At 73.4% G+C, this 25,690-nt stretch carries 23 protein-coding genes and 2 tRNA genes; 10 read left to right on the forward strand and 15 right to left on the reverse strand.

The features are described from left to right. Nucleotides 1-53: 53 nt before the first annotated feature. Together ACJ6WD_RS25485 and ACJ6WD_RS25490 are read right to left on the reverse strand one after the other, a co-directional pair. Nucleotides 54-126 (reverse strand) — tRNA-Asn (locus ACJ6WD_RS25485). 5 nt (nt 127-131) lie between these two features. Further along, nucleotides 132-204: transfer RNA gene (locus tag ACJ6WD_RS25490), tRNA-Asn, on the reverse strand. Nucleotides 205-420: 216 nt separating this feature from the next. Here ACJ6WD_RS25490 and ACJ6WD_RS25495 point away from each other — a divergent pair. Then, on the forward strand, nt 421-720 hold the full coding sequence (locus ACJ6WD_RS25495; protein WP_016571866.1) for a hypothetical protein: 300 nt from the start codon (nt 421-423) through the stop codon (nt 718-720). Between the two features lie 67 nt (nt 721-787). After that, nucleotides 788-2,242 (forward strand): FGGY family carbohydrate kinase, encoded by a 1,455-nt coding sequence (locus ACJ6WD_RS25500; RefSeq protein ID WP_016571867.1) that lies wholly within the window; start codon nt 788-790, stop codon nt 2,240-2,242. Nucleotides 2,243-2,258: 16 nt separating this feature from the next. Here ACJ6WD_RS25500 and ACJ6WD_RS25505 read toward each other — a convergent pair whose 3' ends face one another. The 6 genes from ACJ6WD_RS25505 to ACJ6WD_RS25530 form a co-directional block, all read right to left on the reverse strand. Then, nucleotides 2,259-3,431 (reverse strand): RNA polymerase sigma factor, encoded by a 1,173-nt coding sequence (locus tag ACJ6WD_RS25505; protein WP_407616561.1) that lies wholly within the window; start codon nt 3,429-3,431, stop codon nt 2,259-2,261. A 311-nt stretch (nt 3,432-3,742) separates the two neighbouring features. Beyond that, a complete protein-coding gene (dnaG, locus tag ACJ6WD_RS25510) occupies nt 3,743-5,659 on the reverse strand; it encodes a DNA primase (protein WP_233661659.1) in 1,917 nt (638 codons plus the stop codon). Between the two features lie 77 nt (nt 5,660-5,736). Then, complete coding sequence (locus ACJ6WD_RS25515) at nt 5,737-6,756, reverse strand: threo-3-hydroxy-L-aspartate ammonia-lyase (RefSeq protein ID WP_407616562.1); 1,020 nt, start codon at nt 6,754-6,756, stop codon at nt 5,737-5,739. Nucleotides 6,757-6,765: 9 nt separating this feature from the next. Beyond that, nucleotides 6,766-8,028, reverse strand: coding sequence for an FAD-dependent oxidoreductase (locus ACJ6WD_RS25520; protein ID WP_233661661.1), 1,263 nt, complete (start codon nt 8,026-8,028; stop codon nt 6,766-6,768). Between the two features lie 223 nt (nt 8,029-8,251). Continuing rightward, entirely contained in the window at nt 8,252-9,619 is a 1,368-nt protein-coding gene (locus tag ACJ6WD_RS25525; RefSeq protein WP_233661662.1) for a deoxyguanosinetriphosphate triphosphohydrolase, read from the reverse strand. Next, entirely contained in the window at nt 9,616-10,629 is a 1,014-nt protein-coding gene (locus ACJ6WD_RS25530) for a sirohydrochlorin chelatase (RefSeq protein ID WP_407616563.1), read from the reverse strand. The genes ACJ6WD_RS25525 and ACJ6WD_RS25530 overlap by 4 nt, the downstream gene beginning before the upstream one ends. A gap of 161 nt (nt 10,630-10,790) precedes the next feature. On the opposite strand from ACJ6WD_RS25530, the gene ACJ6WD_RS25535 reads away from it, so the two are divergent. Then, complete coding sequence (locus ACJ6WD_RS25535; protein WP_407616564.1) at nt 10,791-12,953, forward strand: molybdopterin oxidoreductase family protein; 2,163 nt, start codon at nt 10,791-10,793, stop codon at nt 12,951-12,953. Between the two features lie 18 nt (nt 12,954-12,971). On the opposite strand, the gene ACJ6WD_RS25540 is transcribed toward ACJ6WD_RS25535, so the two are convergent. After that, the gene (locus tag ACJ6WD_RS25540; protein ID WP_233661665.1) at nt 12,972-13,982 is read right to left on the reverse strand and encodes an adenosine deaminase; all 1,011 of its coding nucleotides are present in this window, start codon (nt 13,980-13,982) and stop codon (nt 12,972-12,974) included. A gap of 108 nt (nt 13,983-14,090) precedes the next feature. Then, the gene (locus ACJ6WD_RS25545) at nt 14,091-14,546 is read right to left on the reverse strand and encodes a gamma-glutamylcyclotransferase family protein (protein WP_233661666.1); all 456 of its coding nucleotides are present in this window, start codon (nt 14,544-14,546) and stop codon (nt 14,091-14,093) included. Between the two features lie 229 nt (nt 14,547-14,775). Between ACJ6WD_RS25545 and ACJ6WD_RS25550 the strand changes: the two genes are divergently transcribed. Beyond that, nucleotides 14,776-15,468 carry a vancomycin high temperature exclusion protein gene (locus ACJ6WD_RS25550; protein WP_233661686.1) on the forward strand — a complete coding sequence of 231 codons (693 nt, stop codon included), beginning with the start codon at nt 14,776-14,778 and terminating at the stop codon, nt 15,466-15,468. Between the two features lie 37 nt (nt 15,469-15,505). Here the strand turns inward: ACJ6WD_RS25550 and ACJ6WD_RS25555 are convergent, their stop codons facing one another. After that, the gene (locus ACJ6WD_RS25555; protein ID WP_407616565.1) at nt 15,506-16,735 is read right to left on the reverse strand and encodes a trypsin-like serine peptidase; all 1,230 of its coding nucleotides are present in this window, start codon (nt 16,733-16,735) and stop codon (nt 15,506-15,508) included. Nucleotide 16,736: 1 nt separating this feature from the next. Further along, nucleotides 16,737-17,111 carry a divalent-cation tolerance protein CutA gene (cutA, locus tag ACJ6WD_RS25560; protein WP_233661668.1) on the reverse strand — a complete coding sequence of 125 codons (375 nt, stop codon included), beginning with the start codon at nt 17,109-17,111 and terminating at the stop codon, nt 16,737-16,739. 309 nt (nt 17,112-17,420) lie between these two features. Here cutA and ACJ6WD_RS25565 point away from each other — a divergent pair, with 309 nt between their 5' ends. Both ACJ6WD_RS25565 and ACJ6WD_RS25570 read left to right on the forward strand, forming a co-directional pair. Continuing rightward, the gene (locus ACJ6WD_RS25565; RefSeq protein WP_233661669.1) at nt 17,421-17,786 is read left to right on the forward strand and encodes a cupin; all 366 of its coding nucleotides are present in this window, start codon (nt 17,421-17,423) and stop codon (nt 17,784-17,786) included. Between the two features lie 421 nt (nt 17,787-18,207). Further along, nucleotides 18,208-19,005 carry a class I SAM-dependent methyltransferase gene (locus ACJ6WD_RS25570; protein WP_407616566.1) on the forward strand — a complete coding sequence of 266 codons (798 nt, stop codon included), beginning with the start codon at nt 18,208-18,210 and terminating at the stop codon, nt 19,003-19,005. Nucleotides 19,006-19,035: 30 nt separating this feature from the next. Here ACJ6WD_RS25570 and ACJ6WD_RS25575 read toward each other — a convergent pair whose 3' ends face one another. Next, nucleotides 19,036-19,824 (reverse strand): sulfite exporter TauE/SafE family protein, encoded by a 789-nt coding sequence (locus ACJ6WD_RS25575; RefSeq protein ID WP_407616567.1) that lies wholly within the window; start codon nt 19,822-19,824, stop codon nt 19,036-19,038. Between the two features lie 115 nt (nt 19,825-19,939). Between ACJ6WD_RS25575 and ACJ6WD_RS25580 the strand changes: the two genes are divergently transcribed. The 3 genes from ACJ6WD_RS25580 (at nt 19,940) to ACJ6WD_RS25590 (ending at nt 22,114) form a co-directional block, all read left to right on the forward strand. Continuing rightward, a complete protein-coding gene (locus ACJ6WD_RS25580) occupies nt 19,940-20,332 on the forward strand; it encodes a helix-turn-helix domain-containing protein (RefSeq protein WP_200884764.1) in 393 nt (130 codons plus the stop codon). 240 nt (nt 20,333-20,572) lie between these two features. Then, complete coding sequence (locus ACJ6WD_RS25585; RefSeq protein WP_233661672.1) at nt 20,573-20,983, forward strand: VOC family protein; 411 nt, start codon at nt 20,573-20,575, stop codon at nt 20,981-20,983. Nucleotides 20,984-21,427: 444 nt separating this feature from the next. Then, entirely contained in the window at nt 21,428-22,114 is a 687-nt protein-coding gene (locus ACJ6WD_RS25590; protein ID WP_407616568.1) for a DUF4232 domain-containing protein, read from the forward strand. Between the two features lie 272 nt (nt 22,115-22,386). On the opposite strand, the gene ACJ6WD_RS25595 is transcribed toward ACJ6WD_RS25590, so the two are convergent. Continuing rightward, nucleotides 22,387-23,505, reverse strand: coding sequence for a hypothetical protein (locus ACJ6WD_RS25595; protein WP_331249783.1), 1,119 nt, complete (start codon nt 23,503-23,505; stop codon nt 22,387-22,389). 556 nt (nt 23,506-24,061) lie between these two features. Between ACJ6WD_RS25595 and ACJ6WD_RS25600 the strand changes: the two genes are divergently transcribed. After that, nucleotides 24,062-25,147, forward strand: coding sequence for an aldo/keto reductase (locus ACJ6WD_RS25600; RefSeq protein WP_407616569.1), 1,086 nt, complete (start codon nt 24,062-24,064; stop codon nt 25,145-25,147). A 49-nt stretch (nt 25,148-25,196) separates the two neighbouring features. Here ACJ6WD_RS25600 and ACJ6WD_RS25605 read toward each other — a convergent pair whose 3' ends face one another. Beyond that, nucleotides 25,197-25,499 carry a hypothetical protein gene (locus ACJ6WD_RS25605; RefSeq protein ID WP_331249781.1) on the reverse strand — a complete coding sequence of 101 codons (303 nt, stop codon included), beginning with the start codon at nt 25,497-25,499 and terminating at the stop codon, nt 25,197-25,199. Between the last annotated feature and the right edge of the window lie 191 nt (nt 25,500-25,690).

Here is a 25,690-nt window from a genome sequence, read left to right on the forward strand (position 1 = left end):
TTCGGTTCCCGGGCACAAGAAAAAGGACCCCTTTCGGGGTCCTCGTTCTCTTGCTCCCCCGACTGGACTCGAACCAGTAACCCTCCGGTTAACAGCCGAATGCTCTGCCAATTGAGCTACAGGGGATTGAGCTCCCCCGACTGGACTCGAACCAGTAACCTGCCGGTTAACAGCCGGCTGCTCTGCCAATTGAGCTACAGGGGATTGCTCTGCTTGCCTCGAATGCATCGCTGTCCGGGGCTCCGGACGGCGTGCGCTCGCTGCGACACATACATTAGCGCAAGCAGGGGGGTGCTCCGCCAATCGGTATCGCCGGAGGTCGCCGCGGGCGGCCCGGGTGCCGGTGGGCAGGTGCCCAGCCCGGCGTCCGGTGCCGGCCGGCACCGGACGGGAATCGAGCGGCAAGGGAAAGGTGGAGCGATGCGCTACCGGCTCACGTTCATCGCGGGACTGGCGGTGGGATATGTGCTCGGCACCCGGGCCGGGCGGGAGCGGTACGAGCAGCTCCGCAAGAGCGCCCAGCGGATCGCGCAGAACCCGGCGGTGCGCAACACCGCCGAGTCGGCCGCGCTGACCGGGCGGCAGGCCGCGTCGAAGGCGTTCGTGACGGTGTCGACGAAGGTCGAGGGGCGGCTGCCCGCGCCGGTCGCGGAGCGGGTGCGGTCGTTGCGGGAGCAGCGGGCGGCCGACGACGACGAGTGGGGCACCAGCAATACGTGAGGTCGGGGCCCCGGTGGGCAAACCCTGACTCTTTCCCTATGGGGCTCATGGGGCATCATCTGGGGCCATGGGGATAGTCGCCGGGTTGGACAGTTCGTCCGAGAGCACACGGATCGTGGTCTGCGACGCGGACACGGGTGCCGTGATCAGGCAGGGGTACGCGCCGCACCCCGTCGAGAAGGGGCCTGAGGTCGATCCGCAGGCGTGGCTGATGTCACTCGGCGAGGCCGCGGGGAACGGACTGCTGGAGGGCGTGCAGGCCATCGGGGTCGCGGCGCAGCAGAACGGGTTGGTGCCGCTGGACGCCGAGGGTGCTCCGGTGCGGCCGGCGCTGGTGGGCAACGACAAGCGGGCGCAGAGTGCGGCCGCGGACCTGGTGGACGCGCTGGGCGGGCGGATGGCCTGGGCGCAGGCCGTGGGGTCGGTGCCGCAGGCGCAGCACCCGGTGACGAAGATGCGGTGGCTGGCGCGTGCCGAGGCGGCGAACGCGGCCCGGATCGTCGAGGTCATGACGCCGCACGACTGGCTGGCCTGGCAGTTGCTGGGCCGGCCGGCGCGGCGGACCACGGACCGGGGCGGGGCCTCGGCGACGGGCTACTGGTCGGCGGCGAGCGGTGCGTACCGGTCGGATCTGGTGGAGCTGGCGCTGGGGCACCAGGTGCGGCTGCCGGAGGTGCTGGGCCCGTCGGGGACGGCGGGTTTCACGCCGGAGGGGCTGCTGATCTCGGCCGGGACCGGCGAGACCATGGCCGCGGCCTTCGGGCTGGGTGTGGGTGTCGGCGACGCGGTGGTGTCGCTGGGTGCCTCGGGGTCGGTGTTCGCCGTCCACGAGGAGGCGCTGGCGGACCCGACCGGGACGATCACGTCGCTCGCGGACGCGACCGGGCGGCACCTGCCGGTGGTGCACACCACCAATGCGGTGCGGGTGCTGCGTGGTGCGGCGGAGATGTTGGGGACGGATCTGGCGGGGCTGTCGGAGTTGGCGTTGGCGTCGTCGCCGGGTGCCTACGGGATGGTGATGCTGCCGTATCTGGAGGGGGAGCGGACGCCGCATCTGCCGCACACGGCCGGGTCGTTGCACGGGATGCGGCGGGAGAGCATGAAGCCCGAGCACGTGGCGCGGGCGGCCGTGGAGGGCATGCTGTGCGGGCTCGCGGACGCGTTGGACGTGTTGCGGGGCCGGGGGGTGGCGGTGCGCCGGGTGTTCCTGCTGGGTGCGGCGGCGGAGCTGGGTGCGGTGCAGGCGGCCGCGCCGGGGCTGTTCGGGGCGCAGGTGGTGGTGCCGCAGCCGGCGGAGTACGCGGCGCTGGGCGCGGCCCGGCAGGCGGCGTGGGCGTGGCAGGTGGCGCACGGGACGGCCGCGGACGGCGGTGGGGGGTACCCGGAGCCGCCGCAGTGGCCGGCGGCGGCGAGCCAGGTCTTCGAGCCCGGTGAGGAGCTGCCGGTGTGGCAGGCCGTGCGGCAGCAGTTCACGGCGGTGCGGGACGAGGTCCATCCGGGGGCGTTCCAGCGGGAGGGCTGAGCGGCGGGCCGTCGGGTCAGTCGAGGTAGCCGCGGAGCTGGTCGGCGAAGGCGTGGTCGCGGAGTTTGCCGAGGGTCTTGGACTCGATCTGGCGGATGCGTTCGCGGGTGACGCCGAAGATCCGGCCGATCTCCTCCAGGGTGCGGGGGCGGCCGTCGGCGAGGCCGTAGCGGAGTTGGACGACCTTGCGTTCGCGTTCGCCGAGGGTGGAGAGGACCGCGTCGAGGTGTTCGCGGAGGAGGAGGAAGGCCGCGGATTCGACGGGTGAGGCGGCGTCGCCGTCCTCGATGAGGTCGCCGAGGGCGACGTCCTCCTCCTCGCCGACGGGGGCGTGCAGGGAGACCGGTTCCTGGGCCAGTCGCAGGACGTCGGTGACGCGTTCCGGGGTGAGGCCGAGGTGGGCGGCGACGTCGTCGGGGGTGGGTTCGCAGCCGCGTTCCTGGAGCAGGCGGCGTTGGACGCGGACGACGCGGTTGATGAGTTCGACGACGTGGACGGGGACGCGGATGGTGCGGGCCTGGTCGGCGAGGGCGCGGGACATGGCTTGGCGGATCCACCAGGTCGCGTAGGTGGAGAACTTGTAGCCGCGGGCGTAGTCGAACTTCTCGACGGCGCGGATCAGGCCGAGGTTGCCCTCCTGGACGAGGTCGAGCATGGTCAGGCCGCGGCCGACGTAGCGTTTGGCGACGGAGACGACCAGGCGCAGGTTGGACTCGATGAGGCGGCGTTTGGCGATCCGGCCGCGGACCACCAACGTGTCGAGGTCGTGGGCGAGTTGGGAGTCGAGGTCGGGGGTGCGGGTGAGTTTCTCCTCGGCGAAGAGGCCGGCTTCGACGCGGCGGGCCAGGTCGACTTCGTCGGCTGCGGTGAGGAGGGGGATCCGGCCGATCTCGCGGAGGTACTGGCGGAAGAGGTCGGAGGAGGGGCCGCCGGTGTCGGCGGGGGGTGCGGGGTCGGGGGCTTCTGTGGCGTCGGGGGTTTCCGTGGTGTCGGGGGCGTCGGCGGTGGGCGTGGGGGCCGGTGGGGTGGCGGGTCCGGGCGGGTCCGGGGGCTGCTGCGCGGCGAGGAGTTCGACGGCGGGGGGTTCGGCCTGCTGTGGCACGGTGACCGGGGTGGCGTGCAGTCCGGTATCGGGTGGGGCGGCCGGTGCGCCACCGGCAGGTGCGGCGGAGAGGGTCCGGGTCTGCACGGGGGCGACCTCCAGGGTGATCGCGGCTGGGGCGGCACGAGGACCGGGGCGGAGGCGGCCGGGCCGCCTCGGTCGCCCCGCGTCGCGAGCGGCTGCGCGGGGGCGCACGGCCCGTACGACGGCGCGTGCGGCCGGATGCGCCGCGCTCCGGGACTTACGGCACCGCTCCTCAGTGTGGAGTACGACACATGTCCGCCACGAGGGGCGTGCGGGCACTTTCTGAGTCCGTTCCGTGACCGCATGGCTACCGGGAGGTGCCGGTGGAGGGCGGCGGGGGCCCTGGGGCGGGTGGGGCGGTCGGGCGGGGTGGTTCAGAGGGCGGCGGCGCCGCGTTCCCGGAGGGACTGGCCGTACTGCTGGAGGACCCAGAGTTCGTTCTGGACGGCGGTGAGTTGCTCGGGGTCGGCGCGGGGGCCGAGGCGTTGGAGGGTGCCGCGGATCTCCATGACGCGCTGGTTGACGGCGGCGAGGCGGACGGCGACGAGTTGCACGCCGGCGTAGACCTCGTCGGGGTCGCGGCGGGTGTGGAGGGGTTCCACGGCCAGCTCGGTGACCATCGCGCGGACGGTGTCGTCGGGGGCGGCGTCGCGCACCCGGGTGAGGAAGTCGCCGTCGGCGGAGCCGGTGGTGGCGCCGCCGGCCTCCTCGATGCACTGGCGGACGACGGCGTACGGGGGGGCGGTGAATTCGTCGGCCCCGTAGGCGTCGAAGGCCGGGGAGACCAGGTCGGGGCGTTGGAGGGCGAGCTTGAGGAGTTCCCGTTCGACGCGGTGGGCGGGGCTGCGGAGGTTGAGGGCGGGGCCGCCGGCGCCGGGTGCGGGACGCTGCGGCTCGGCGGCGGAGGGTGCCTCGCGGCGCTGCGGGCGGCCTTGGCCGGGGCCGCCGTCGCGGCCGCGCTCGCGGGCCCAGCGGGCGAGTTGGGAGACCCGGCGGACGACGAACTGGGTGTCGAGGATGCCGAGGATGCCGGCGAGTTGGACGGCGGACTCGTGCTGGATGGCGCTGTTCTTGATGCGGGCGACGATGGGGGCGGCCTCGTCGAGGGCGGCGGCCCGGCCGACGGGGGTGTCGAGGTTGTGCCGGGAGACGACGTGGCGGAGGGCGAACTCGAAGAGCGGGGTGCGGGATTCGACGAGGTCGGCGACGGCCTGGTCGCCCTTGGCGAGGCGGAGGTCGCAGGGGTCCATGCCGCCGGGGGTAATGGCGATGGAGGTCTCGGCGGCGAACTTCTGGTCGTCCTCGAAGGCGCGCAGGGCGGCCTTCTGGCCGGCGGCGTCGCCGTCGAAGGTGAAGACCACTTCGGAGCCGGAGTTGTCCATCAGCAGCCGGCGGAGGATCTTGATGTGGCCCTCGCCGAAGGCGGTGCCGCAGGTGGCGATGGCGGTGGTGATGCCGGCGAGGTGGCAGGCCATGACGTCGGTGTAGCCCTCGACGACCACCGCGCGGTTGGTCTTGGCGATCTCCTTCTTGGCGAGGTCGATGCCGTAGAGGACCTGGGACTTGCGGTAGAGGGGGGTCTCGGGGGTGTTGAGGTACTTGGGGCCGTTGTCGTCGTCGCGGAGTTTGCGGGCGCCGAAGCCGACGACCTCGCCGGAGATGTCGCGGATGGGCCACATCAGGCGGCCGCGGAAGCGGTCGATGGGGCCGCGGCGGCCTTCTTGGGAGAGGCCGGAGAGGATCAGTTCCTTGTCGCTGAAGCCGCGGCCGCGCAGGAAGCGGGTGAGGTGGTCCCAGCCGGCGGGGCTGTAGCCGACGCTGAAGTGCCCGGCGGCGTCCTGGTCGAAGCCGCGGTCGGCGAGGAAGGTTCGGGCGATGACGGCCTCGGGGCTCTCCAGCTGCTCGGTGTAGTACTGGGCGGCGGCCTTGTGGGCCTCGACGAGGCGGGTGCGCTCGCCCTGCTGGCGGCCGGGGGTGTAGCCGCCCTCCTCGTAGCGGAGGGTGATGCCGGCCTGGGCGGCGAGGCGCTCGATGGTCTCGGCGAAGGAGAGGTGGTCGATCTTCATGACGAAGTCGACGGTGTCGCCGCCCTCCTGGCAGCCGAAGCAGTGGTAGAGCCCCTTGGCGGGGCTCACGTGGAAGGACGGGGACTTCTCGTCGTGGAAGGGGCACAGGCCCTTGAGGTTGCCGCCGCCGGCGTTGCGGAGCTGGAGGTACTCGGACACGACGGCGTCGATCGGGACCGCGTCCCGTACCGCCTTCACATCGTCATCGTTGATCCTGCCTGCCACGAGTGAATTCTACGGTGGGGGTCGGACAGTTCCCGTCGGGTGCCGGTCGGCCGGGGCCGGTCGGGGTGCGGGGCGGGTCAGCCGAGGAGTTCCCGGAAGCGGTCCGGGGCGATGTTGCCGCCGGAGACGATCACGCCGGTGCGGGCCGGGGGGTGCTCCAGGTGGCCGGCGAGGAGGGCGGCGAGGGCGGTGGCGCCGCTGGGCTCGACGACGATCTTGAGGCGTTCGAAGGCGAAGGCCATGGCGGTGCGGATCTCGTCGTCGGTGACCAGGAGCACGGAGTCGACGAGCCGCCGGTTGATCGCGAAGGTCAGTTCGCCGGGGGTTTCGGTGGCCTGGCCGTCGGCGATGGTGCGCGGCACGGGGACGGCGACGCGGTGGCCGGCGGCCAGGGAGCGGCGGGTGTCGTCGCCGGCGGCCGGTTCGACGCCGATCATGCGGATGCCGGGGGCGAGGGCGGTGGCGGCGGTGGCGACGCCGGCCATCAGCCCGCCGCCGCCGACGGGCACCAGGAGCGCGTCGAGCGGGCCGGTCTCCTCCAGGAGCTCCAGGGCGGTGGTGCCCTGGCCGGCGATGACGTGCGGGTGGTCGTACGGGGGGATGAGCGTCAGGCCCCGTTCCTCGGCGATGCGGCGGCCGAGGGCGACGCGGTCCTCGGTGTAGCGGTCGTAGGTGATGATCTCGGCGCCGTAGCCGGCGGTGGCGTCCCTCTTGGAGCGCGGGGCGTCCGTGGGCATGACGATGACGGCGCGGGTGCCGCGTTCGCGGGCGGCGAGGGCGACGGCCTGGGCGTGGTTGCCGGAGGAGTAGGCGACGACGCCGCTCGTGCGTTCCTCGGGGGTGAGGCGGGAGAGGGCGTGGTAGGCGCCGCGGAACTTGAAGGCGCCGGCCCGCTGGAAGTTCTCGCACTTGAGGAACGCCTGGGTGCCGGTGCGCGCGTCGAGGGTGCGGGAGCGCAGCACCGGGGTGCGGTGGGCGGCGCCGGCCAGTCGGCGGGCGGCTTCCCGGACGTCGTCGAGGGTGACGTCCGGGGTGCCGCTGGCGTCGGGGTCGGCGCCGCCGGTGGAGCGGTTGGTGCTCGTGGGACCAGAGGTCATACGGGCACGCTACGGGAGCAGCGTGGTCAGTGGAACGGTGGGATCGGCCAGCTTCTCGGGGTCCAACGGGGTGCCGGAGCGGATCAGTTGCTGGACGTCTCCGGCGACGTCCCAGACGTTGACGTTCATGCCGGCGAGGACGCGTCCCTCGCGGAGCCAGAAGGCGATGAACTCCCGCTTGCCGATGTCGCCGCGGCAGACGACCTGGTCGTAGGAGCCGGGCGGGGCGTAGCCGGAGTACTCCATGCCGAGGTCGTACTGGTCGGAGAAGAAGTACGGGACGCGGTCGTAGCTGATGTCCTGGCCGAGCATGGCGCGGGCGGCGGCGGGGCCGCCGTTGAGGGCGTTGGCCCAGTGCTCGACGCGCAGCCGGGTGTCGAGCAGGGGGTGGTCGGCGGCGGCGACGTCGCCGGCGGCGTGGATGAACGGGTCGGAGGTGCGCAGCGCCGCGTCGACGGCGATGCCGCCGCCGTCGGCGCGGTCGACGACGTCGAGGCCGGCCTGTTCGGCGAGGGCGGTGCGGGGGGCCGCGCCGATGGCGGCGAGGACGTCGTGGGCGGGGTGGTCCTCGCCGTCGTCGGTGCGGACCGACACGACCATGCCGTCCTGGCCGACGATCTCGGTGAGGCGGGCGCCGAAGTGGAAGCGGACGCCGTGTTCGGCGTGCAGGTCGGTGAAGAGGGCGCCGAGTTCGGGGCCGAGGATGCCGTGCAGGGGGGTCGGCTCGGGCTCGATGATGGTGACCTCGGCGCCGTAGGAGCGGGCGGCGGCGGCCACTTCGAGGCCGATCCAGCCGGCGCCGGCGATGACCAGGTGGCCGTTCTCGCGGCCCAGGGAGGCGAGGACGCCGCGCAGGCGTTCGGCGTGGGCGAGGCGTCGGAGGTGGTGCACGCCGGCGAGGCCGGTGCCGGGGACGTCCAGGCGGCGGGGTTCGGCGCCGGTGGCGAGCAGCAGCTTGTCGTAGGCGATGAGGGTGCCGTCGCCCAGGCGGACGGTGCGGGCCGCGGGGTCCAGGTGGACGGCGGGCTGGCCCAGGTGCAGCTCGATGCGGGCCTGGGCGTAGAAGGCGGGTTCGTGGACGAAGACGCTGTCCCGTTCTTCCTTGCCGAGCAGGTACCCCTTGGAGAGCGGGGGGCGCTCGTAGGGGTGGTCGCGTTCGTCACAGATGAGGATCACCCGGCCGGTGAACCCTTCCGCGCGGAGCGTCTCCGCGGCCTTCGCCCCGGCCAGGCCACCCCCGACGATGACGAACGTCTGGTGCGTGTCGACCACTTGCTTCCTCCTCGTTGCGGTGCCGTACGTCCGCGTCCGCGTCCGTGAACGCCCCCGTTGGTTCCCCCGGTGCTGCCCCGTTGTCGCTGCCCCCGTTTCCTCCTGGCTCCCTTGATGCGTTCGACGGTGTTCGGGTTCCCGTGCGTCGGTGCGGGGACGAGCGTCCCGCACGGAGCGTGAGGGGGGAAGAGGGGCCGCCCCCCAAGGGTCACCCTGGGTTGCCCTAACCGTTACCAGGGGGACGTGTGAGGCGGGCGTGAAGAGTACGCGCCGAGGCGTCGGTGAGTGCGGCGATCTGGTCGATGACGGCCCGCATCCGGGCGCTGTCGTCGGGGGCCGCGTCGAAGAGCGAACGGAACTGCGGGTCAAGGCCGTCGGGGGCGCGGGCGAGGAGCGCCTCCGCCAGTTCGGCGATCACCACGCGCTGGTCGGCGCGGAGCGCTTCCTGGTCGGGACGCTGGATGACGTAACGGTCGGCGACGGCCTTGAGAACGGCGCATTCCAGCCGGGTTTCGGCCGGAACCACCAGCTCCGCCGCGTAGCGGGTGAGCCGGGTGCCGCCGCCCCCGGGGCCCGGGCGGTACGGAGGGTGCCCCCACCGCGCCCGGGTGGCCTCCTCGGCGGCCTGGCAGAAGCGGCCGATGAGCTGGCTGGTGGCGTCCTTGAGGCGGGCCTGGGCGAGCGCCGAGCCGTCGTAGCCGTGCGGCCACCACTCCTGCTCCAGGAGGCGGTCCAGGGCGGCGGCCAGCTCCGCCTCGCCGGCGCCGGGGGCGTAGCGCTCCGCGGCGACCGCGAAGATCTCGGCGCGCTCGGGGTCGGCGAGCAGGACGTTGGGGTCCAGGTGGCCGGCGTGCAGCCCGTCCTCGACGTCGTGGACGGAGTAGGCGACGTCGTCGGACCAGTCCATGACCTGCGCCTCGAAGCTGCGTCCGGCGGACGGGGCGCCCTGCCGGAACCACGCGAAGACCGGCAGGTCGTCGGCGTAGACGCCGAATTTCGGGAGGGTGGGTCCGTCGGGGTGGGCGCCGCGCGGCCACGGGTACTTGGTGGCGGCGTCCAGGGCGGCGCGGGTGAGGTTGAGGCCGACGCTGACCGGGGCGCCGTCCGGGGACGGCACGAACCGTTTGGGTTCCAAACGGGCCAGCAGGCGCAGCGACTGGGCGTTGCCCTCGAAGCCGCCGCAGGGTGCGGCGACCTCGTTGAGGGCCTGTTCGCCGTTGTGCCCGAAGGGCGGGTGGCCGAGGTCGTGCGCGAGGCAGGCGACCTCGACCAGGTCGGGGTCGCAGCCCAGGGCGGCACCCAGTTCGCGGCCCACCTGGGCGCACTCCAGGGAGTGCGTCAGCCGGGTGCGCGGGCTGGCGTCCCACGCCTGGGTGGCGCTGCCCGGGGTGACGACCTGGGTCTTGCCGGCGAGCCGGCGCAGTGCGGCGGAGTGCAGGACCCGGGCGCGGTCGCGCTGGAAGGCGGTGCGCCCGGGTCGCTTGTCCGGTTCGGGGACCCAGCGTTCGGTGTCCGCAGCGGTGTAGCCGGGGGGCGCCGCGTGCGGTTCTTGGCCGGGGCTGGGAGGAGTTGCCCGTGTTGTGCCCGTCATACCGCGACGGTAGCCGCCCCGATGTCCTGCGTGCCGGATCCGGTACGCGCGCAGAGCGCCTGGTCGTAGCGGTGCAGGACGAGACGGGCCAGCGCGGGGTGGTCGCCCAGGGGTGCGGCGGCCGGCCCGGGGGCGAGGGCCGCGCACTGGTCGGCGAGGCGGCCGGGGGCGGCGAAGCAGGCGGCGACGGCGATGTCGCGGGGCCGGTGGCCGCGGTCGGTGAGCGCCCGGACGGCCTCGGGGACGGTCCGGGACGCGGCAATCGAGGAGGGGCGACGCGAAGCGTCTCCGTCCGGGGCGGTGGCGGGCGACGGGTGGGCGTAGCCGGGCAGGACGGGGACGCCGCCGAGGCGGGCGGAGAGCAGGCGGGCGGTGCGGGCGGTGTCGCGGGCCGAGCGGGCGGCGCGGGAGCCGGCGGCGGCCAGGACGACGGCGGGCCGGTGGCCGTGGTGGGGGCCGGTGGGGAAGCCGGCCTCCAGGAGGCGGTCGTGCAGCGCCTCCGCCAGGAGCGCGTCCGGGCCCAAGGGGCTGGCTGTCCGTCCGTTGAGGTGCCCGGCGGCGGCGAGGGCGGCGGGCAGGTCCCGGGTGACGTGGTGGCCGTGGCCGAACAGCAGCGGCACCAGGACCGCCGAGCCGGGTGCGGCGGGCGCGTCGCGCAGGGCGGCGAGGGTGTCGGCGAGCAGCGGTTCGTCGAGTTCGAGGTGGCCGAGGTGGACGGGGAGGCCGGGGCGGAGCGCGCGGACGCGGGCCAGGAGGGCCCGGACGGCGGGGGCGGCCCCGGGGTGGCGGCTGCCGTGGGCGACGGCCACCAGGGCGGGCGGCCGGGCCGTGGGGTGGCGGAAGCGGTGCAGGCGGACCGTGCGGAGCCGGCTGCTGAGTTCGGCGGTGATCTCGCAGGCGAGGCCGGCGGCGCCCAGGGGGTCGGCGGGCCGGGGGCACGGGTCGGGGGGTGGTGGGGGCGCGGCGGGGGTCGGTTCCGGGGTGGGGTGGTTCGTGGTCGACGCCGTCATGGGCCGAGCCTGGCAGGCGGTCGTTGCGGTGCCGTTTCCCGGCGGGGAACTCCGTGTACCGGGGCGCTGCCGCGGGCCCGCCGGCCGGTGGGAGGACTCCGCCGCGGGCCGGAAACCGGGACGACCCGCCGGCGTAACACGCCCGTTCCACGCTGGCCGGCATGGACACCGTCGCCACGGCCGCCGCCGCCACGGTCGAGACCCACTGCCCCTACTGCGCCCTCCAGTGCGGCATGGGGCTCCAGCCCGCCGACGGCCCGGACGGCCCGGCCGTCGAGGTCGTGCCGCGGCCGGCGTTCCCGGTGAACCGGGGCGCGCTGTGCGCCAAGGGGCGGACGGCGCCCGAACTGCTCGCCCCGGGGGCCCGGTTGACCGCCCCGCTGGTGCGCGATCCGGCGACCGGCGCGTTGGTGCCGGCCGACTGGGACACCGCCCTGGACCGGGTCGCGGAGGAGCTGCGGCGGACCGGTGCGGCGCACGGGCGGGACGCGGTCGGGGTGTTCGGCGGCGGGGGGTTGACGAACGAGAAGGCGTACGCGCTGGGGAAGTTCGCGCGGGTGGTGCTCGGCACGTCGCAGATCGACTACAACGGCCGGTTCTGCATGTCGTCGGCCGCGGCGGCGCAGGGCCGGGCGTTCGGGTTGGACCGGGGGCTGCCGTTCCCGTTGGCCGACGTGGCGCGCACCGGGTGCGTGCTGCTGGTCGGCTCCAATATGGCGGAGACCATGCCGCCGGCGCTGCGCTACCTGACCGAGCTGAAGGAGAACGGCGGCCGGTTGATCGTCGTCGATCCGCGCCGCACCCGCACCGCCGAGCAGGCGGACCTGCATCTGGCGCCGCGCCCGGGCACGGACCTGGCGCTGGCGCTGGGGCTGCTGCACCTGGTGGTCGCCGAGGGCCGCACCGACGAGGAGTTCGTCGCCGCTCGCACCCGCGGCTGGCCGGCGGCCCGGGCCGCGGCGATGGGGCACTGGCCGGAACTGGTCGAGCGCCTCACGGGGGTGCCGGTGCCGCAACTGCGCGAGGCCGTCGCGCTGTTCTGCGACGCGCCGTCCTCGATGGTGCTGACGGCGCGCGGCCCGGAACAGCAGGCGAAGGGCACCGACACCGTCGGGGCCTGGATCAACCTGTGCCTGGCCACCGGGCGGGCCGGCCGGGAACTGTCCGGCTACGGCTGCCTGACCGGTCAGGGCAACGGTCAGGGTGGCCGGGAACACGGCCAGAAGGCCGACCAGTTGCCCGGTTACCGGCGGCTGGACGATCCGGCGGCCCGCCGCCACGTGGCGGGCGTGTGGGGGGTGGATCCGGACGCGCTCCCCGGGCCGGGCCGCAGCGCGTACGAGTTGCTGGACGCGCTGGGCGGGGACGTCCGGGCGCTGCTGCTGATGGGCTCCAATCCGGTGGTGTCGGCACCGGGCGCCGCCCATGTGGAGGAGCGCATACGGGCGTTGGACTTCCTGGTGGTGGCGGACGTGGTGCGGTCCGAGACGGCGGAGCTGGCGGACGTGGTGCTGCCGGTCGCCCAGTGGGCGGAGGAGACCGGGACGACGACGAACCTGGAGGGCCGGGTGCTGCTGCGCCGCCGGGCCCTGGACCCGCCGCCCGGGGTCCGCACGGACCTGGAGGTGCTCGGCGGGCTCGCGGCCCGGCTGGGGCACCGGACGGGGTTCCCGGCCGACCCGGAGGAGGTCTTCGAGGAGCTGCGGCGGGCGTCGGCGGGCGGCCCGGCGGACTACTCGGGGATCAGCTACGCGCGGATCGCGGCGGAGGACGGGGTGTTCTGGCCGTGCCCCGCACCCCCGACGCGGGCCGTGACGGGGGCGCAGGCGGCCCGCGGGGAGCCGGCCGGGGTTCCGGACCATCCCGGCACGCCCCGGCTGTTCCTGGACCGGTTCGCGACGCCCGACGGCCGGGCCCGGTTCGTGCCCGTCACGCACCGTCCGGCGGACGAGGAGACCGACGCCGGGTATCCGGTGGTGCTGACCACCGGGCGGGTGCTGGCCCAGTACCAGTCGGGCGCGCAGACCCGCCGGGTGACCGCGCTGAACGCCGCCGAGCCCGGCCCCTTCGTCGAGCTCCACCCGCGGCTCGCGGACCGGTTGGGCGTCGCCGACGGCGAACCGGTGGCGGTGGTCTCGCGGCGCGGCCGGGCGGTGGCGCCGGCCCGGGTGAGCCGGGCGATCCGCCCGGACACGGTGTTCATGCCGTTCCACTGGCCGGGCGAGGGCCGGGCCAACACCCTGACCAACCCGGCGCTCGACCCGGTGTCCCGGATGCCGGAGTTCAAGGTGTGCGCCGTCCGGATCGAGCGGCTGGACGGGTAGCGGCGCGCGGCCCGTCGGTCAGCTGGCGTCGAGTTCCTTCAGGTAGGCGGCGCGGGTCTCCTCGTCCAGGAAGGACGCCAGGAAGGAGTTGCGGGCGAGCGTGCGCAGCGTCTCCTCGTCCAGGTCGAGGGCGTCCCGCACGGCGGTGAAGTTGTCGTCGGCGTACCCGCCGAAGTAGGCCGGGTCGTCGGAGTTGATGGTGACCAGCAGCCCGGCGTCCAGCATGGCGGGCAGGGGGTGGTCGGCGAGGTCGTCGACGACCCGCAGCCGCACGTTGGACAGCGGGCAGACCGTGAGCGGGATCCGCTCGGCCACCAGGCGGGCCACCAGGCGCTCGTCCTCCATGCAGCGCACCCCGTGGTCGACCCGGTCCACGCCGAGCAGGTCCAGCGCCTCCCAGACGTACGCCGCCGGGCCCTCCTCGCCCGCGTGGGCCACGCACTTGAGGCCGGCTTCCCGGGCCAGCGCGAAGACCTCCTGGAACTTCGCCGGCGGGTGGCCGACCTCGGCGGAGTCCAGGCCGACGGCGGTGATCCGGTCCAGGTAGGGGCGGGCCGCCTCGAAGGTCGCCAGGGCCGATTCGGCGCTCTCGTCGCGGAGGAAGCACATGATCAGGCGGGTGGTGATGCCGTACGTCTCCGGTGCGGCGTCCAGCGCCCGGGACAGGCCGTTGACGACCGTGCCGAGGGGGATGCCGCGGGCGGTGTGCGCCTGCGGGTCGAAGAAGATCTCGGCGTGCCGTACGCCCTGCTCCTTGGCGCGGGCCAGGTAGGCGTGCGCCAGGTCCGCGAAGTCGTCCTCGGTGCGCAGCACCTCCATCAGCGCGTAGTACAGGTTCAGGAAGGACTGCAGGTCGGCGAAGGAGTAGGCGCGGCGGAGCTCGTCCTCCGTGGCGTAGGGCAGGGTCACGCCGTTGCGCTCGGCGAGCGCGAAGGCCAGGCCGGGCTCCAGGGTGCCCTCGATGTGGAGGTGGAGTTCGGCCTTGGGCAGGGGGCGGTGGGCGGGGGTGCTCGGGGAGTTGGAGGGCACGGGGTCACACCTGTTCTGCTGTGCTGCGGGACGGGTTGCGGCTCGGGCCGTGCGGGGTGACGCGCCCGGCGTCGGACGGGTCGCCCGTACGGGACGAGTCGTCCGAGGCTATCGGGGGGACCGCGGCGCGGCGCGGCCGGTCCATTGGCCTCCGGTGATCGGGGTGCCGGTGGCCCGTAGGCGGGTGGCGAGGGGTTCGGCCGCCAGGTAGACCCAGGCGCGGACGGCGCGGCCGTCCGCGCAGACCGCCTCGGTGGCGACCCGCTCGTAGAGGTTGCCGGCGCCTGCCGGGGCGCCCGGGGTGTAGCCCTCCAGCAGGTCCAGCGCGGCGCGGACGGCGTCGTAGTCGGCGTCGCGGGGGCGGACCAGTGCGCCGTGCACCACGGCGTCGGCGGGCCCCGCGGTGGCGTACGGGTATCCGGGGCCCTCGTAGAGCAGCACGCCCGCTATCCGGGCCGGTTCCTCGGCGGCGGTGCGGCCGCGCAGGGTGCGGGCGTAGTTGGCCTCGCCGGGACGCAGCGTCCCGTAGACGAAGAACGGCAGGCGCTCGGCCTCAGGGGTCATCGTGGCCCTCCACGGGCGGGGCGGGACGGCCCGGCGGGCCGTCGGCGACCGCTCCGCAACCGGCTGTGACGTTGCCGACGGCGGCCCGTCCAGTGCAACCATGCCAGCCGGCGGCACGTCGCAGCAGGCGACGTCGACCGGCGATCGGCCGCGCTCGCCGTCGATCGACATCGCGTACGCGGTCGGCGCCGGCGCGGCGCGCGGCGGCACCGGGGAACGGGGGCAGGGCATGCGGGGTCCACGGGCGGCTCGGGGGTGGTTGCGGCGCGTACGGCTGCCGCGGACCCGGCGCGCGCAGCGCCGGACGTTCCAGGTGGTGGTGGCGCTGACGGTGCTCGCGCTGCTGCCGGCGACGTGGCTGAACGCCAGCGCCGGTCCGCGCGTCCGTACGGTCGCCGACGTGCCGGCCGCCCCGGTGGCGGTGGTCTTCGGCGCCGGCCTGTGGAACGGCGAACCGTCGCCGTACCTCGCCCACCGGCTGGACGCCGCCGTCCGGCTCTACCGGGACGGCACGGTCCGCGCCGTCCTGGTCACCGGCGACAACAGCCGGCACGACTACGACGAGCCGGATGCGATGCGCGGCTATCTGGTGGGGCACGGCGTCCCGGACCGGAAGATCGTCAGCGATTTCGCCGGCTTCGACACCTGGGACTCCTGCACGCGGGCCCACCGCATCTTCGGGGTGGACCGGGCCGTACTGGTCAGCCAGGGCTTCCACATCCGGCGGGCGCTGGCCCTGTGCCACGCGGCCGGGATCGACGCCTACGGGGTGGGGGTCGCCGCCAACCGCGACGTGACCTGGGCGTACGGCGGGGTGCGGGAGATCCTCGCGGCCGGCAAGGCCACCGCGGAGGCGGTGCTGCGGCCCGATCCGCACTTCCTCGGCCCCAAGGAGCGGGGCCTGGCGGCGGCGCTCCGTTAGCGCGCCACCGTCCAGGCCCCCTCGGGGCGGGTGGGCGCTATGCGTCGTCCGCTGCGTCCGGCACGTCCTCGGAGCCTTGGGAGCTCTGGGAGTCCTGGGAGTTCTGGGAATCCTGTGCGTCCTGGGAGTCCTGGGCCTTGGTGGCGCGGTCGTAGAGGCTGAGGATCTCCTTGCCGAAGTACGGGCTGTAGGAGGTGCGGTCGCTGTGCGGGCCCTGGGGACCGCCGCCGTTCACGCCGCCGATGACGCCGATGACGCGCCCCGTTCGGGTCCGCGGGTCGTAGCCGGCCAGCCAGGGGCTGCCCGAGGTGCCGCCGTAGAACCCGTTGCACTCCATGCGCAGTTGGCGGGTGCCGGCCAGCCGTTCCGTCGTGGTGTCGCAGCGCACCGCCCGGTCCTCGGGGTCGCTGCGGAGGTTGGGGTAGCCGATGACGCTGACCTGGTTGCGGTAACCGGGCGTGGCCGCCAGGACGTTGCCGCCGGTGACCTCCTCGATGTGCCGACCGGAGTCGTCCGGGGCGACGACGGCGAACGCGAAGTCCAGGTCGGCGCCAGCCCCCGAAGTGCCGCGGTCCTCGTACGCGTAGCTGTCCTCGATGGCCCAGACGCCGTAGGGCTGGGAGTCCTGCCCGGACTGGTACTGGGGGACGAACGCGGCGCGCGCTCCCGGGTTGCAGTGCCCGGCGGTGAGGATCAGGTTGCCGTGCGGGCTGTGCACCACGCTGGCGGTGCAGTGGTGCTCGCGGGCCTCCCCGTCGACGGAGAACAGCACCCCGACGGACGGGATCCCGTCGAAGTGCCTGGCGGTCGGGGCGGCTTGGGAGGTCACGGCGGGCTTGCCGGGGGCGCGCTCGGGCGGGGCCGCCTGGGCCATCCGCTGCGGTGTCCAGAACGCCTTGGCGTCCTTGCTGGTCCAGGTGGGGCGGGGGCGGGACGCGTGGTTGACGCTGGACTGCGTGCCGTGGCCACCGGGGCCCTTGTCGGCCGCGTGGCTCACCGGGGAGGTGGCGAGGCCGAACGCCATGCCCAGGACCAGCGTCACGGCCCTCCCCCGGCGCCGCAAGCGGTCGTCGGTGGCCCGCAGCGCGTGCCGTCCCCGGCGCACGGGCGCGGCGTCCGACGGGGGCGCGGCATCCGGTGCGCCGTCGGCGGCGCGCGCCGCCACCGCCCCCGGCGCCTCATCGGTGCCTCGCGCGTCGTTCGCCCTCCGCACGGCGGTCGCCCGCGCCCCGTGGGCCGTCCGCGCCCCGTCAGCTGTCTTCGGCACGTCAGCTCGTCTCCTCTGCGACCCAGGCGAGGTACCCGGCGCCACCGTGGGTGACCGGGGTGGCGATGATCTCCGGGGTGTCGTAGTCGTGCGCGTCGAGGAGGTACGCCTCCAGCGCCGCGTAGCGGGCGCTCGCCGTCTTGAACAGCACCTGCCATTCCTGGTTGGTCTCCACGGCGCCGTTCCAACGGAACACCGACGTCACCGGCGCACTGATCTGGGCGCATGCCGCGAGCCGGCCCTCGATGGCGCCGCGGGCCAGCCGTTCGGCCTTCTGCTCGCTGTCGGTGGTCGTCATCACGGTCAAGAAGCGCGCCGGCGCCCCGACGGAGGCGGGGGCGGCGGCGGGGTCGTTCAGGGCGGTGGGGTCGGCCACGGTCACACAGCCTTCGCGGTCGGGTTGGGTGTGGGACTGGTAGGTCGCACGTTTCGGTTCTCCGGCGCGTCGATCTTTCGATCTTTCGATCAAGGGATCGCCTCGCATCGTACGGACCGCAGTGATCAACTAGCGCACGGCGGGCCGCCCTTTGCCCGCAAGCACCCGGACGTCCCATTGCCTCCGGGTTCGCGTCGTCCGCCGGGGAACGTCCCGGTTGCGCCGTGCGGGGCACGGAGAACGATGGAGGAAGGAGCCCCGCCGCCGGTCCCGGCCCGAAGGCCGGCCCGCACCCGAAAGGCGCGCGTCATGGTGAACCTCGAAACCCTCGTCCGCGACCAACTCGACGACGCCAGGGCTTCCGCCCACGGCCGCAGCGCCCACCTCTTCGTCCACGACGGGCCGCTCCGCCAGACCGTCATCGCGCTGCTGGCCGGCACCGCGCTCGACGAACACAACGCGCCGCCGGCGGCCAGCCTGCAGGTGCTGCGCGGCCGGGTCCGGCTGACCGGCCCGGGCGGTGGACAGGAGTTGACCGCGGGTCACGTCGCGGCGATCCCGCACGCCCGACACGGCCTCCAGGCGCTGGAGGACTCCGTGGTGCTGCTGACGGCCGTCACCGAAGTGCGCGAACGGACCCGCGGCGTCACGGCGGGTGCGGCGGCCCGCACCTGACGGCCGCCGCGTCGCCCCTTCTTCCCGCTGCCCTTCTTCACACTTTCGTGCACTTCATATTTTTCTGAAGGTTCCATATCCTCGAATCATGAACGCTTCGAACCCGCAGGGTCCGCAGAACCCGCAGAACCCGCAGAACCCGCAGAGTGCACAGAACTCACAGAGCGCGCAGCACCCGCAAGGTCCGCAGAAGCCGCGAAATCCGGCGAGCGGAACGGCACGGTCGCGCCCGACCCCGATCACTTCCGCGCACGCCCCGAACTCCCCCGCCGCACCGACCCCACCCGCCTCGACGCCCCCACCCACCTCAACGACCGCCTCAACGGCATCGACAACGGCATCGACAACGGCAACAGCAACAGCAACCGGCTTACCGTCGGCGCCGCCAGGGCCTCCTGGGCCGGCGGAGCGGCAACACCCCGTGCGGTTCACCGGAGTGAAGGAGACCCTGCTCGCCACGCTCTACGGCCGCGCGCTGGACTGCCGCGCGCGACGGCCGGTGCTCGGCGACACGATGGCCGTCGACGCCGTGCAGCGGATCGACTACGACTTCGCGCGGCTCCGGGTGGGCCCCGGCGCCGGCGGTTCGGTCGCCCTGCGCGCCCGGCAGTTGGACATCTGGACGGCCCGCTTCCTCGCCGCGCACCCGGAGGCGACGGTGGTGCACCTGGGGTGCGGCCTGGACACCCGCGCCCACCGCCTGGCCCCCGGCCCCGGAGTGCGGTGGTTCGACGTCGACTTCCCCGAGGTCATCGAGCTCAGACGGCAGCTCTTCCCCGAGCCGCCGGGATACACCGCCATCGGGTCGTCGGTGACCGACCCGGCGTGGGTGACACGGATCCCCGCGGACCGGCCCACGATGATCGTGGCCGAAGGGCTGTTGATGTACCTCACCGAGCAGGACGGCACCGCACTGCTCCGCCGGCTGATGGCCCATGCGCCCGGCGGCGGGCTGGCGTTCGACTTCTTCAGCCGGTTCGCGGTCCGCGCGGCCCGCCTCAACACCGTGATCGCGCGCACCGGATCGACGCTGCACTGGGGCGGCGGGCCCGCGGACGTCGCCCGGCTGCACCCCGGACTGGAGATCGTCGAGAGCTTCGGCGCCCTGGAGATACCCGACATCGCCCGCTTCCCCGCGCGCTACCGGGCACTGGCCCGCGTCACGAACCTGGTCCCCGGCATCCGGGAGATGTCCCGGCTCTACGACTGCCGCTTCTGACGGGACGGTTCGCCCGGCGCGTTCCGCCCCTCAGACGGCGAACCACTGGTCGTAAGCCAGCTTGCAGAGGAGGACGAGGACGACGAGGACGAGCACGCCGCGGACGAACCCGGCGCCGCGCTTGAGGGCCATCCGGGCGCCGACCGTGCCGCCGACGAGGTTGAAGAGGGCCAGCAGTCCTCCCAGTTGCCACAGCACCGTGCCCTGGATCGCGAACATCGTCAGGGCCCCGATGTTGGTGCAGACGTTCACGACCTTGGCGGTGGCGGACGAGGTGACCAGGTCCATGTGGAGCACGGCGACGAGCGCGACGACGAGGAACGCCCCGGTGCCGGGCCCGATCAGACCGTCGTAGAAGCCGATGCCCAGACCTGCGACCAGCACCGCAGCCAGCACGCGCTGCCGCGAGACGGGGCCGGAAGCGGCGGCGGTGGTGCCGAAGGCCGGGCGGAAGAGGACGAAGGCGAGCACACCCAGGAGGACGGCCATGATCAGCGGGCGCAGCACCTCGCTGTTGATGCCCGCCGCGAAGAACGCCCCGCCCAGCGACCCGGCCATCGCGGCGACACCGATGCGCAGGGCGATGCCGAGGTCGATCGGTGCCCTGCGGAGGTAGGTGACCGCGGCTGCGGACGTGCCGACGATGGCGGCGGACTTGTTGGTGCCGAGGATGAAGGCGGTGGGCACCTGGGGAAGGCCCACCAGCAGCGCCGGGAGCAGCAGCAACCCACCGCCGCCCACCACGGCGTCGACCCACCCCGCGGCGAGGGCGGCCAGGCAGAGCAGGGCCAGCGTGAACAGCGATATGTCAGGGGGCACCAGGCGATCTTATGGAGGTGCGGGGACGCGGAGGGGCGTACACGGGCGTGGAGGGACGTATGAGGGCGTGGAGGGACGTACGGGGGCGTGGAGGGAGCCGTGATGTGATGACGCCGTGAGTCGCGCTGCTGAAGAGACCAACCGCCGCATGCTCCGGGCGCGGGACGCGATGGACCGCGCCTACGCGCAGCCGCTGGACGTGCCGGCCCTGGCCCGGATCGCCCACGTGTCGCAGGCGCACTTCACGCGGACCTTCCGGGCCACGTTCGGCGAGACGCCGCACCGCTACCTGCAACGGCGCCGGGTGGAGCGGGCCATGTTCCTGCTGCGGGAGACCGATCGCAGCGTGACCGACGTCTGCTTCGAGGTCGGCTTCGGCAGCCCGGGCACGTTCAGCCGCACGTTCCGCGACATCGTCGGGCGGTCGCCGCGGACGTACCGCAAGGAAGCCGTGGCCACGGGCGTGCCGACGTGCTTCACGATGGCGTGGACGCGGCCGAGCGACTGATCGACCGACCGGGCCGGCCGACCTGCCCCCGGACCGGCCCCGGGAGCGGCCGCCGGACCGGCCGCCAACTGAAGAGTCCCGGGCTGAGCAGTTCCGAACTGGGCAGTTCCGAACTGAGCAGTTCCGAACTGAGCAGTTCCGGACTGAGCAGTTCCGGACTGAGCAGTTCCGGACTGAGCAGTTCGGGACTGAGCAGTTTTGGATAAGTTTTCGTCGCGGCGGCTCAGTAGCGTGAGGCACATGTTCAACGCCATCACGCAATCGCAGATATACGTCCTGGACCAGGACGAGGCCCTCGACTTCTATGTGGGCAAGCTCGGCCTGGAGGTCGCCGCCGACGTCCCGTTGGGCTTCATGCGCTGGTTGACCGTCAGCGTTCCCGGTCATCCGGAACGCCAGATCCTGCTGGAGAAGCCGGGCGCCCCGGCGATGTCCGAGGAGACCGCGGAGCAGGTCCGCGAGTTGGTGACCAAGGGGGCGATGGGCGGGTGGCTCATCTTCACCACGGACGACTGCCGCAAGACCTACGAGACGCTGCTGGGCCGCGGCGTGGAGTTCACCGAGGAGCCCACCGAGCGCCCCTACGGGACCGACTGCGGACTCCGCGACCCCTTCGGCAACCGGATCCGGTTCACCCAGCCGCGGGCCTAGGCAGTCGTGTAGTCGTTGAGGAGCGGCTCCGGTCCCTCGCGCCTCGCGTTTCGCGTCTCGCCTCGTGCCGTGAGGATCTCGGTGCGGGGCGAGGGGAGCCTCGAAGGGCCAGTGGGCCGCTCTGGAATCGTTGTTGCCGCCGTCGTGTTGCCGATGTCCCTGCCGCTGTGTTGCCGACGTTGTTGCCGCGGCATCCACCAGGTGCCGCGGAGCCGGGCGGTGGCCCTCCCGTTCACGGGCGCCTTGGTGTCCGCATGTTGGACGGGCCGGGTTGGGGCGCTTCTTGGCCCTTTGCACCGTGGGCTTGTGACTGGCCTGCGACAGCGATGTGGTGGAACGGCGACGCCCGTGTCTCTTGGTTCACAGCGCTGACATAGTGATCAAGAACGTACTGGGGAACCGAAGCCGCCACGGCTTCAACCGTTGCACATCAAGGGGTCTTTCATGTCCGGCAACCGCCGCAAGGCACTTCTCGCCTCCGCAGCCCTCGTGGGCTGCGCCATGCTGATGACGGCGTGCCAGGACTCGGGCTCGGGCACCGCGAAGGACGCTCCGTCCGCCGACGCGTCCGGCACTTCCGGCTCTTCCGGCTCTTCCGGCTCTTCCGGCTCTTCCGGCTCGTCGGCCGCGGGCGGCGAGAAGGACTCCGCGGCGAAGGACTCCGGTGAGCAGGGCACGCTCGCCGGGACCGGCTCCAACGAGAACGGCAAGATCGGCAAGTGCCGCACCGACGAGTTGGAGGTCACGGCGAAGGACAGCACCATCACCGGTGACAACGAGGGCACCGTCGCCGTGGAGCTGAAGAACGGCGGCGGCCGGGACTGCTCCCTCTCCGGGTACGCGGGCATCGACCTGAAGACCAACGCGGGGTCGCTGTCCGCGAAGCGCACCGGCGAGAAGGCCGAACCGATGGTCCTCAAGGACGGCAAGTCGGTGTACTTCGGCGTCCACTACCCGATCAACACGTCGGGCGGCTCGGGCGTCCGCATCACCGGCCTCGTCGTGACCCCGCCGGACGAGACGAAGTCGGTCACCCTCAACTGGCCGGGCGCCGGCTCGCTGCCCGTCTCGGACGGCCCCGGCTCCCCGGTGAAGGTGGGCCCGATGGGCAGCGCCGGCCAGGGCGGCTGACCCGCACGCGCCCGCACGCCCCGCGCCCGGCGGAAAGTCCTTCCGCCGGGCGCGAGTTGGCACTGTTCGCCGGATCGACCGGGCCGGGTGGTCACCGGGTTGGTCACCGGGTTGGTCACCGGGGCGAACACAGGGCCTCGGCAGGTCGTCATGCCGTGTGCGGAACGCATCGCCCGCGCGCCGTCGTCCCGTGATCATCCTTCGTCGCCGTGTTCATTCCGCGTCGCCGTGTTCATTCCGCGTCGGCGTGGTCATTCATCGTCGGTGTGTGCTCATTCTCCGTCGGCGTGGTCCAGGTTCAGGCAGAGCGCCCAGACGTCGGAGTAGGTGTTCGGCGAGGGGGAACCCCCGACGTGGATGCCGGCCGTCCAGTACGCGGCCGCGGCGGTCCCGTCGCTTACCGGGGTGCCGTCGGCATCGCTGGGGAAGCTCCCGACGAGATGGGTTCCGCCCGACCCCGCCTTGGTGAAGTCGGTCGTCGTCACGTTGCCGCCGCTGGCGGCCGCGCCCCCGCTGACCAGCACCTGATGCTCCCGAGCGCCGTCGCGGTCCCTGGCCCCCTCGGCGCAGCCGACCGTTGCCGTCTGGCTCGTGCCGGCCGTGGTCGGGCCGCTCAACTCGCGGAAGTGGACCGTCGTGGTGATACCCCGGACGTTGGCGTCGGCTCCGCTGCAGATCGCGTAGGCGTAGGTGGTGTTGTCGCTGTCGCGGCCGCCGCCGATCCCTCCGACGGCGGTCCAGGAGTCGGGGTTGCCCTCGCCGTCCGCGGCGGCCTTCTGGCCGAAGTCGTGCGCGGCGTCGTTGAAGGTGGGGAAGCTGGCGATCGGCTTGAGGCTGCCGACGCCGGCGGGGGTGGTTCGGGCGCCGCCGCCGAGCAGGACGGTGCCCGTCGGGCAGGTTGCCACGACGGTCTTCGCCGTCTGCCCGACCGAGGGTCCGGCGGCCTTGTTCATGACCACCTGGGTGTGCTTGATCCGGTTGCTGGACAGGCACACCGCGTAGGGCGTGGTGGAGAACTCGGGGCTGGAGTTGCTGCCGCTGCCGCCGAACGCGAGCCAGTGCTTCGCGTCCGTGCCGACGACGCCGGTCGCGTCGGTGTATTCGGTGACTCCGTCGGCGCTGGGCGCGATGCCCATCACGTGGTTGCCGTTGCCCGCCCGGTCACTGCCGGTGGCCTGGTTGACGCCGCCGCCGGAGACGAGCCCTTGGCCGCAGTCCGCGTGGGACGAGACGCCGGTGAAGGGAGTTGCGGGGCCCATGGTGGGTCCGGGAGTCATCACCGTGACGCTTGCCGTGTCGGCGTACGCGATCTCCGGAACCACCACGGCGAGCAGGGCCCCCGGGATCAGGAGCTTCGCAAGGACCGACTTCCGGGAGAACCTCTTCTTCAACGCATTCTGCCTTTCTGGTGTCAACGCGGCGGGCGCGGCCGACGCGGCCGACGCGGCGGGACGGCGGGACGGCGTCCGGTGGGTGGGCGGGGCGGGCCGTGGAAGGCCACAGCCTGGTCGGCCATGGGAGGGGAAGCGGGGCGCACGCGGGTCGGCAGGTGACGCGCGGGGCCTCGCGCTCCGCAACCCGTTGTCCTTGACGTCGGTTCAGCCGGTGTCGGGGATCGCCACGACAGCCCCTGCCGAACGCGGCCCGGTGCGCAGATCCATGCCAGGTCCTCCGTGTTCGGGGCTTGCGGGCGGAGCCGATTGAAGCAGCGCCCCGAGGGTGCGCACTACTGGTGCCCCACACGAAAAGACGACAGCGCGCGGCTGTGCAATGGGATGAGAACGGAGGGGGGTGGTGGGGTTCCCCTGGGGTTGCGGGCCCCGGTCGTTGCCCCGGGCCGGACGCTCAAGCCGGGTCGCCGCCGGCGCGACGGCGCCCGGGAGCGGGCGATGGTTGCGATCTCCGAAGGCGCCGGGCTCCCGGCCCCCCGCTGTTTAAGCTGCGGGCATGGATGCCCAGACGAATTCCGACGCCGCCGCGAACCCCGAACTGGCCGGGGAGCACGAGGTCCGACGGGAGCCCTACGCGACGGAGCCGACCGCGGCAGCCGGGCAAACCGGTGCCGGTGTGGCGGCCGGGGCACGCGCGGCCGATGGTGCCCGTGCGGCCGGTGGTGCGCGTGCGGCCGGTGGCGCGCGTCCCGACTTCGTCCTCGGGGGCACGCTGACCGTCAGGCGGCTCGGGTTCGGGACGGGAGGTCTGGTCGGCCCCGGGTACTGGGGGCCGCGGCACGCGGATCCCGCGCGTTCCCTGGCGCTGTTGCGACGGGCCGTCGACCGCGGCGTCACGCTGATCGACACCGCCGACAACTACGGCCCGGACGTGGCCGAGGAGTTGGTGGCCCGCGCCCTCCACCCCTATCCGGCAGGTGTCGTGATCGCGACGAAGGGCGGCGTCGTCCGCACCGGCCCGGACGTCTGGCACGTCGCCGGCCGGCCGGAACACCTGCGCGCCATGTGCGACGCGAGCCTGCGGCGGCTCCGGACGGACACCATCGACCTCTACCAGTTGCACCGCCTGGACCCCGACGTCCCCATGGCGGAGCAACTGGGCACCCTGGTCGAACTCCAACAGGCCGGGAAGATCCGCCACATCGGCCTGGACAGCATCGACGCCGCCGAGCTGGCCCGGGCACGCGAACTGGCGCCGATCGCCTCCGTGCAGAACCGCTACAACGTGCTGGACCGCGCCTCCGAGGACGTGCTGGAACTGTGCGAACGGACCGGGACGGCGTTCCTGCCCTGGTTCCCGTTGGGCCACGGCACGCTGACGGGCGCCCCCGGCACGCGAACCGCTACCCCTTCCCCCACCCCGCCCCCTGCCGCGGACGCCCTGACGACGATCGCCGCGGCGCACGGCGCGACCACCGGCCAGATCGCCCTGGCCTGGCTCCTCCACCGCTCCCCCGCCCTCCTGCCGACCCCCGGCACCGGCTCCCCCGACCACCTGGACGAGAACCTCGCCGCGGATCGAATCGCCCTGACAGAAGCCGAGTTGGGGCTGCTCGATGCGCTCGGGACGCCCGTCGGGTGATCGTCCCGTCGGCGCCCGAGGCAGGGGCGTGGCGGCTCCGGCCTGGGCGTCAGGCCGGCCGATCCGCCGGGGATGCGGTCCGCAGGCGGGCGCCGCGGCTTGCTGCGATGCGGCGGATCTCCACCAGGGACTCGGCCAACTCGACCGTGAGGAGGTGGAGTTCGCCGGTCGTCCAGTTGCGGGCGTCGAGGAGGCGGCGGGCGTCCTCCACCAGGCCGTCGGCGAGGAGGAGTTGGGCTTCCTCGATGTCGTCGGCCAGGCGGGAGACCATGCCGGTTCCGTCGCCGAGTACGTAGGAGGGCTTGCCGTCGGGGCTCGACCACGGAAGAAGCCGCGGGGTAGCGTCGATCATTGTCGTCAACCTCCAGGGGGTTGGTGGCCATGCCCCCGGACCGGTCGCATCGGTCGCGGGGGTCTTGCCGTTGGGTACTGCGTGTAGCCATTCGGTCACGCAACTCCTCGGTGAGCAATAGGATTGCGGCACTTGAAGCGGCAGCGTTCAAGGCGCGGGCCGTCGCAACACCGACGCGAACACACGTGGCG

It is taken from the genome of Streptomyces sp. VTCC 41912 (assembly GCF_045799175.1).
In the GTDB taxonomy this organism is placed as follows: Bacteria; Actinomycetota; Actinomycetes; order Streptomycetales; family Streptomycetaceae; genus Streptomyces; species Streptomyces albulus_C.

Bases quoted from the DNA above. Each gene is read 5' to 3' on its own strand.
- ACJ6WD_RS25515 (WP_407616562.1), bottom strand. From the start codon at position 6,756: ATGACCTCTGGTCCCACGAGCACCAACCGCTCCACCGGCGGCGCCGAC.
- ACJ6WD_RS25585 (WP_233661672.1), top strand. From the start codon at position 20,573: ATGTTCAACGCCATCACGCAATCGCAGATATACGTCCTGGACCAGGAC.
- ACJ6WD_RS25565 (WP_233661669.1), top strand. From the start codon at position 17,421: ATGGTGAACCTCGAAACCCTCGTCCGCGACCAACTCGACGACGCCAGG.
- ACJ6WD_RS25600 (WP_407616569.1), top strand. From the start codon at position 24,062: ATGGATGCCCAGACGAATTCCGACGCCGCCGCGAACCCCGAACTGGCC.
- ACJ6WD_RS25590 (WP_407616568.1), top strand. From the start codon at position 21,428: ATGTCCGGCAACCGCCGCAAGGCACTTCTCGCCTCCGCAGCCCTCGTG.
- ACJ6WD_RS25605 (WP_331249781.1), bottom strand. From the start codon at position 25,499: ATGATCGACGCTACCCCGCGGCTTCTTCCGTGGTCGAGCCCCGACGGC.
- ACJ6WD_RS25545 (WP_233661666.1), bottom strand. From the start codon at position 14,546: ATGACCCCTGAGGCCGAGCGCCTGCCGTTCTTCGTCTACGGGACGCTG.
- ACJ6WD_RS25525 (WP_233661662.1), bottom strand. From the start codon at position 9,619: ATGACGGGCACAACACGGGCAACTCCTCCCAGCCCCGGCCAAGAACCG.
- ACJ6WD_RS25535 (WP_407616564.1), top strand. From the start codon at position 10,791: ATGGACACCGTCGCCACGGCCGCCGCCGCCACGGTCGAGACCCACTGC.
- ACJ6WD_RS25495 (WP_016571866.1), top strand. From the start codon at position 421: ATGCGCTACCGGCTCACGTTCATCGCGGGACTGGCGGTGGGATATGTG.
- ACJ6WD_RS25550 (WP_233661686.1), top strand. From the start codon at position 14,776: ATGCGGGGTCCACGGGCGGCTCGGGGGTGGTTGCGGCGCGTACGGCTG.
- ACJ6WD_RS25530 (WP_407616563.1), bottom strand. From the start codon at position 10,629: ATGACGGCGTCGACCACGAACCACCCCACCCCGGAACCGACCCCCGCC.
- ACJ6WD_RS25500 (WP_016571867.1), top strand. From the start codon at position 788: ATGGGGATAGTCGCCGGGTTGGACAGTTCGTCCGAGAGCACACGGATC.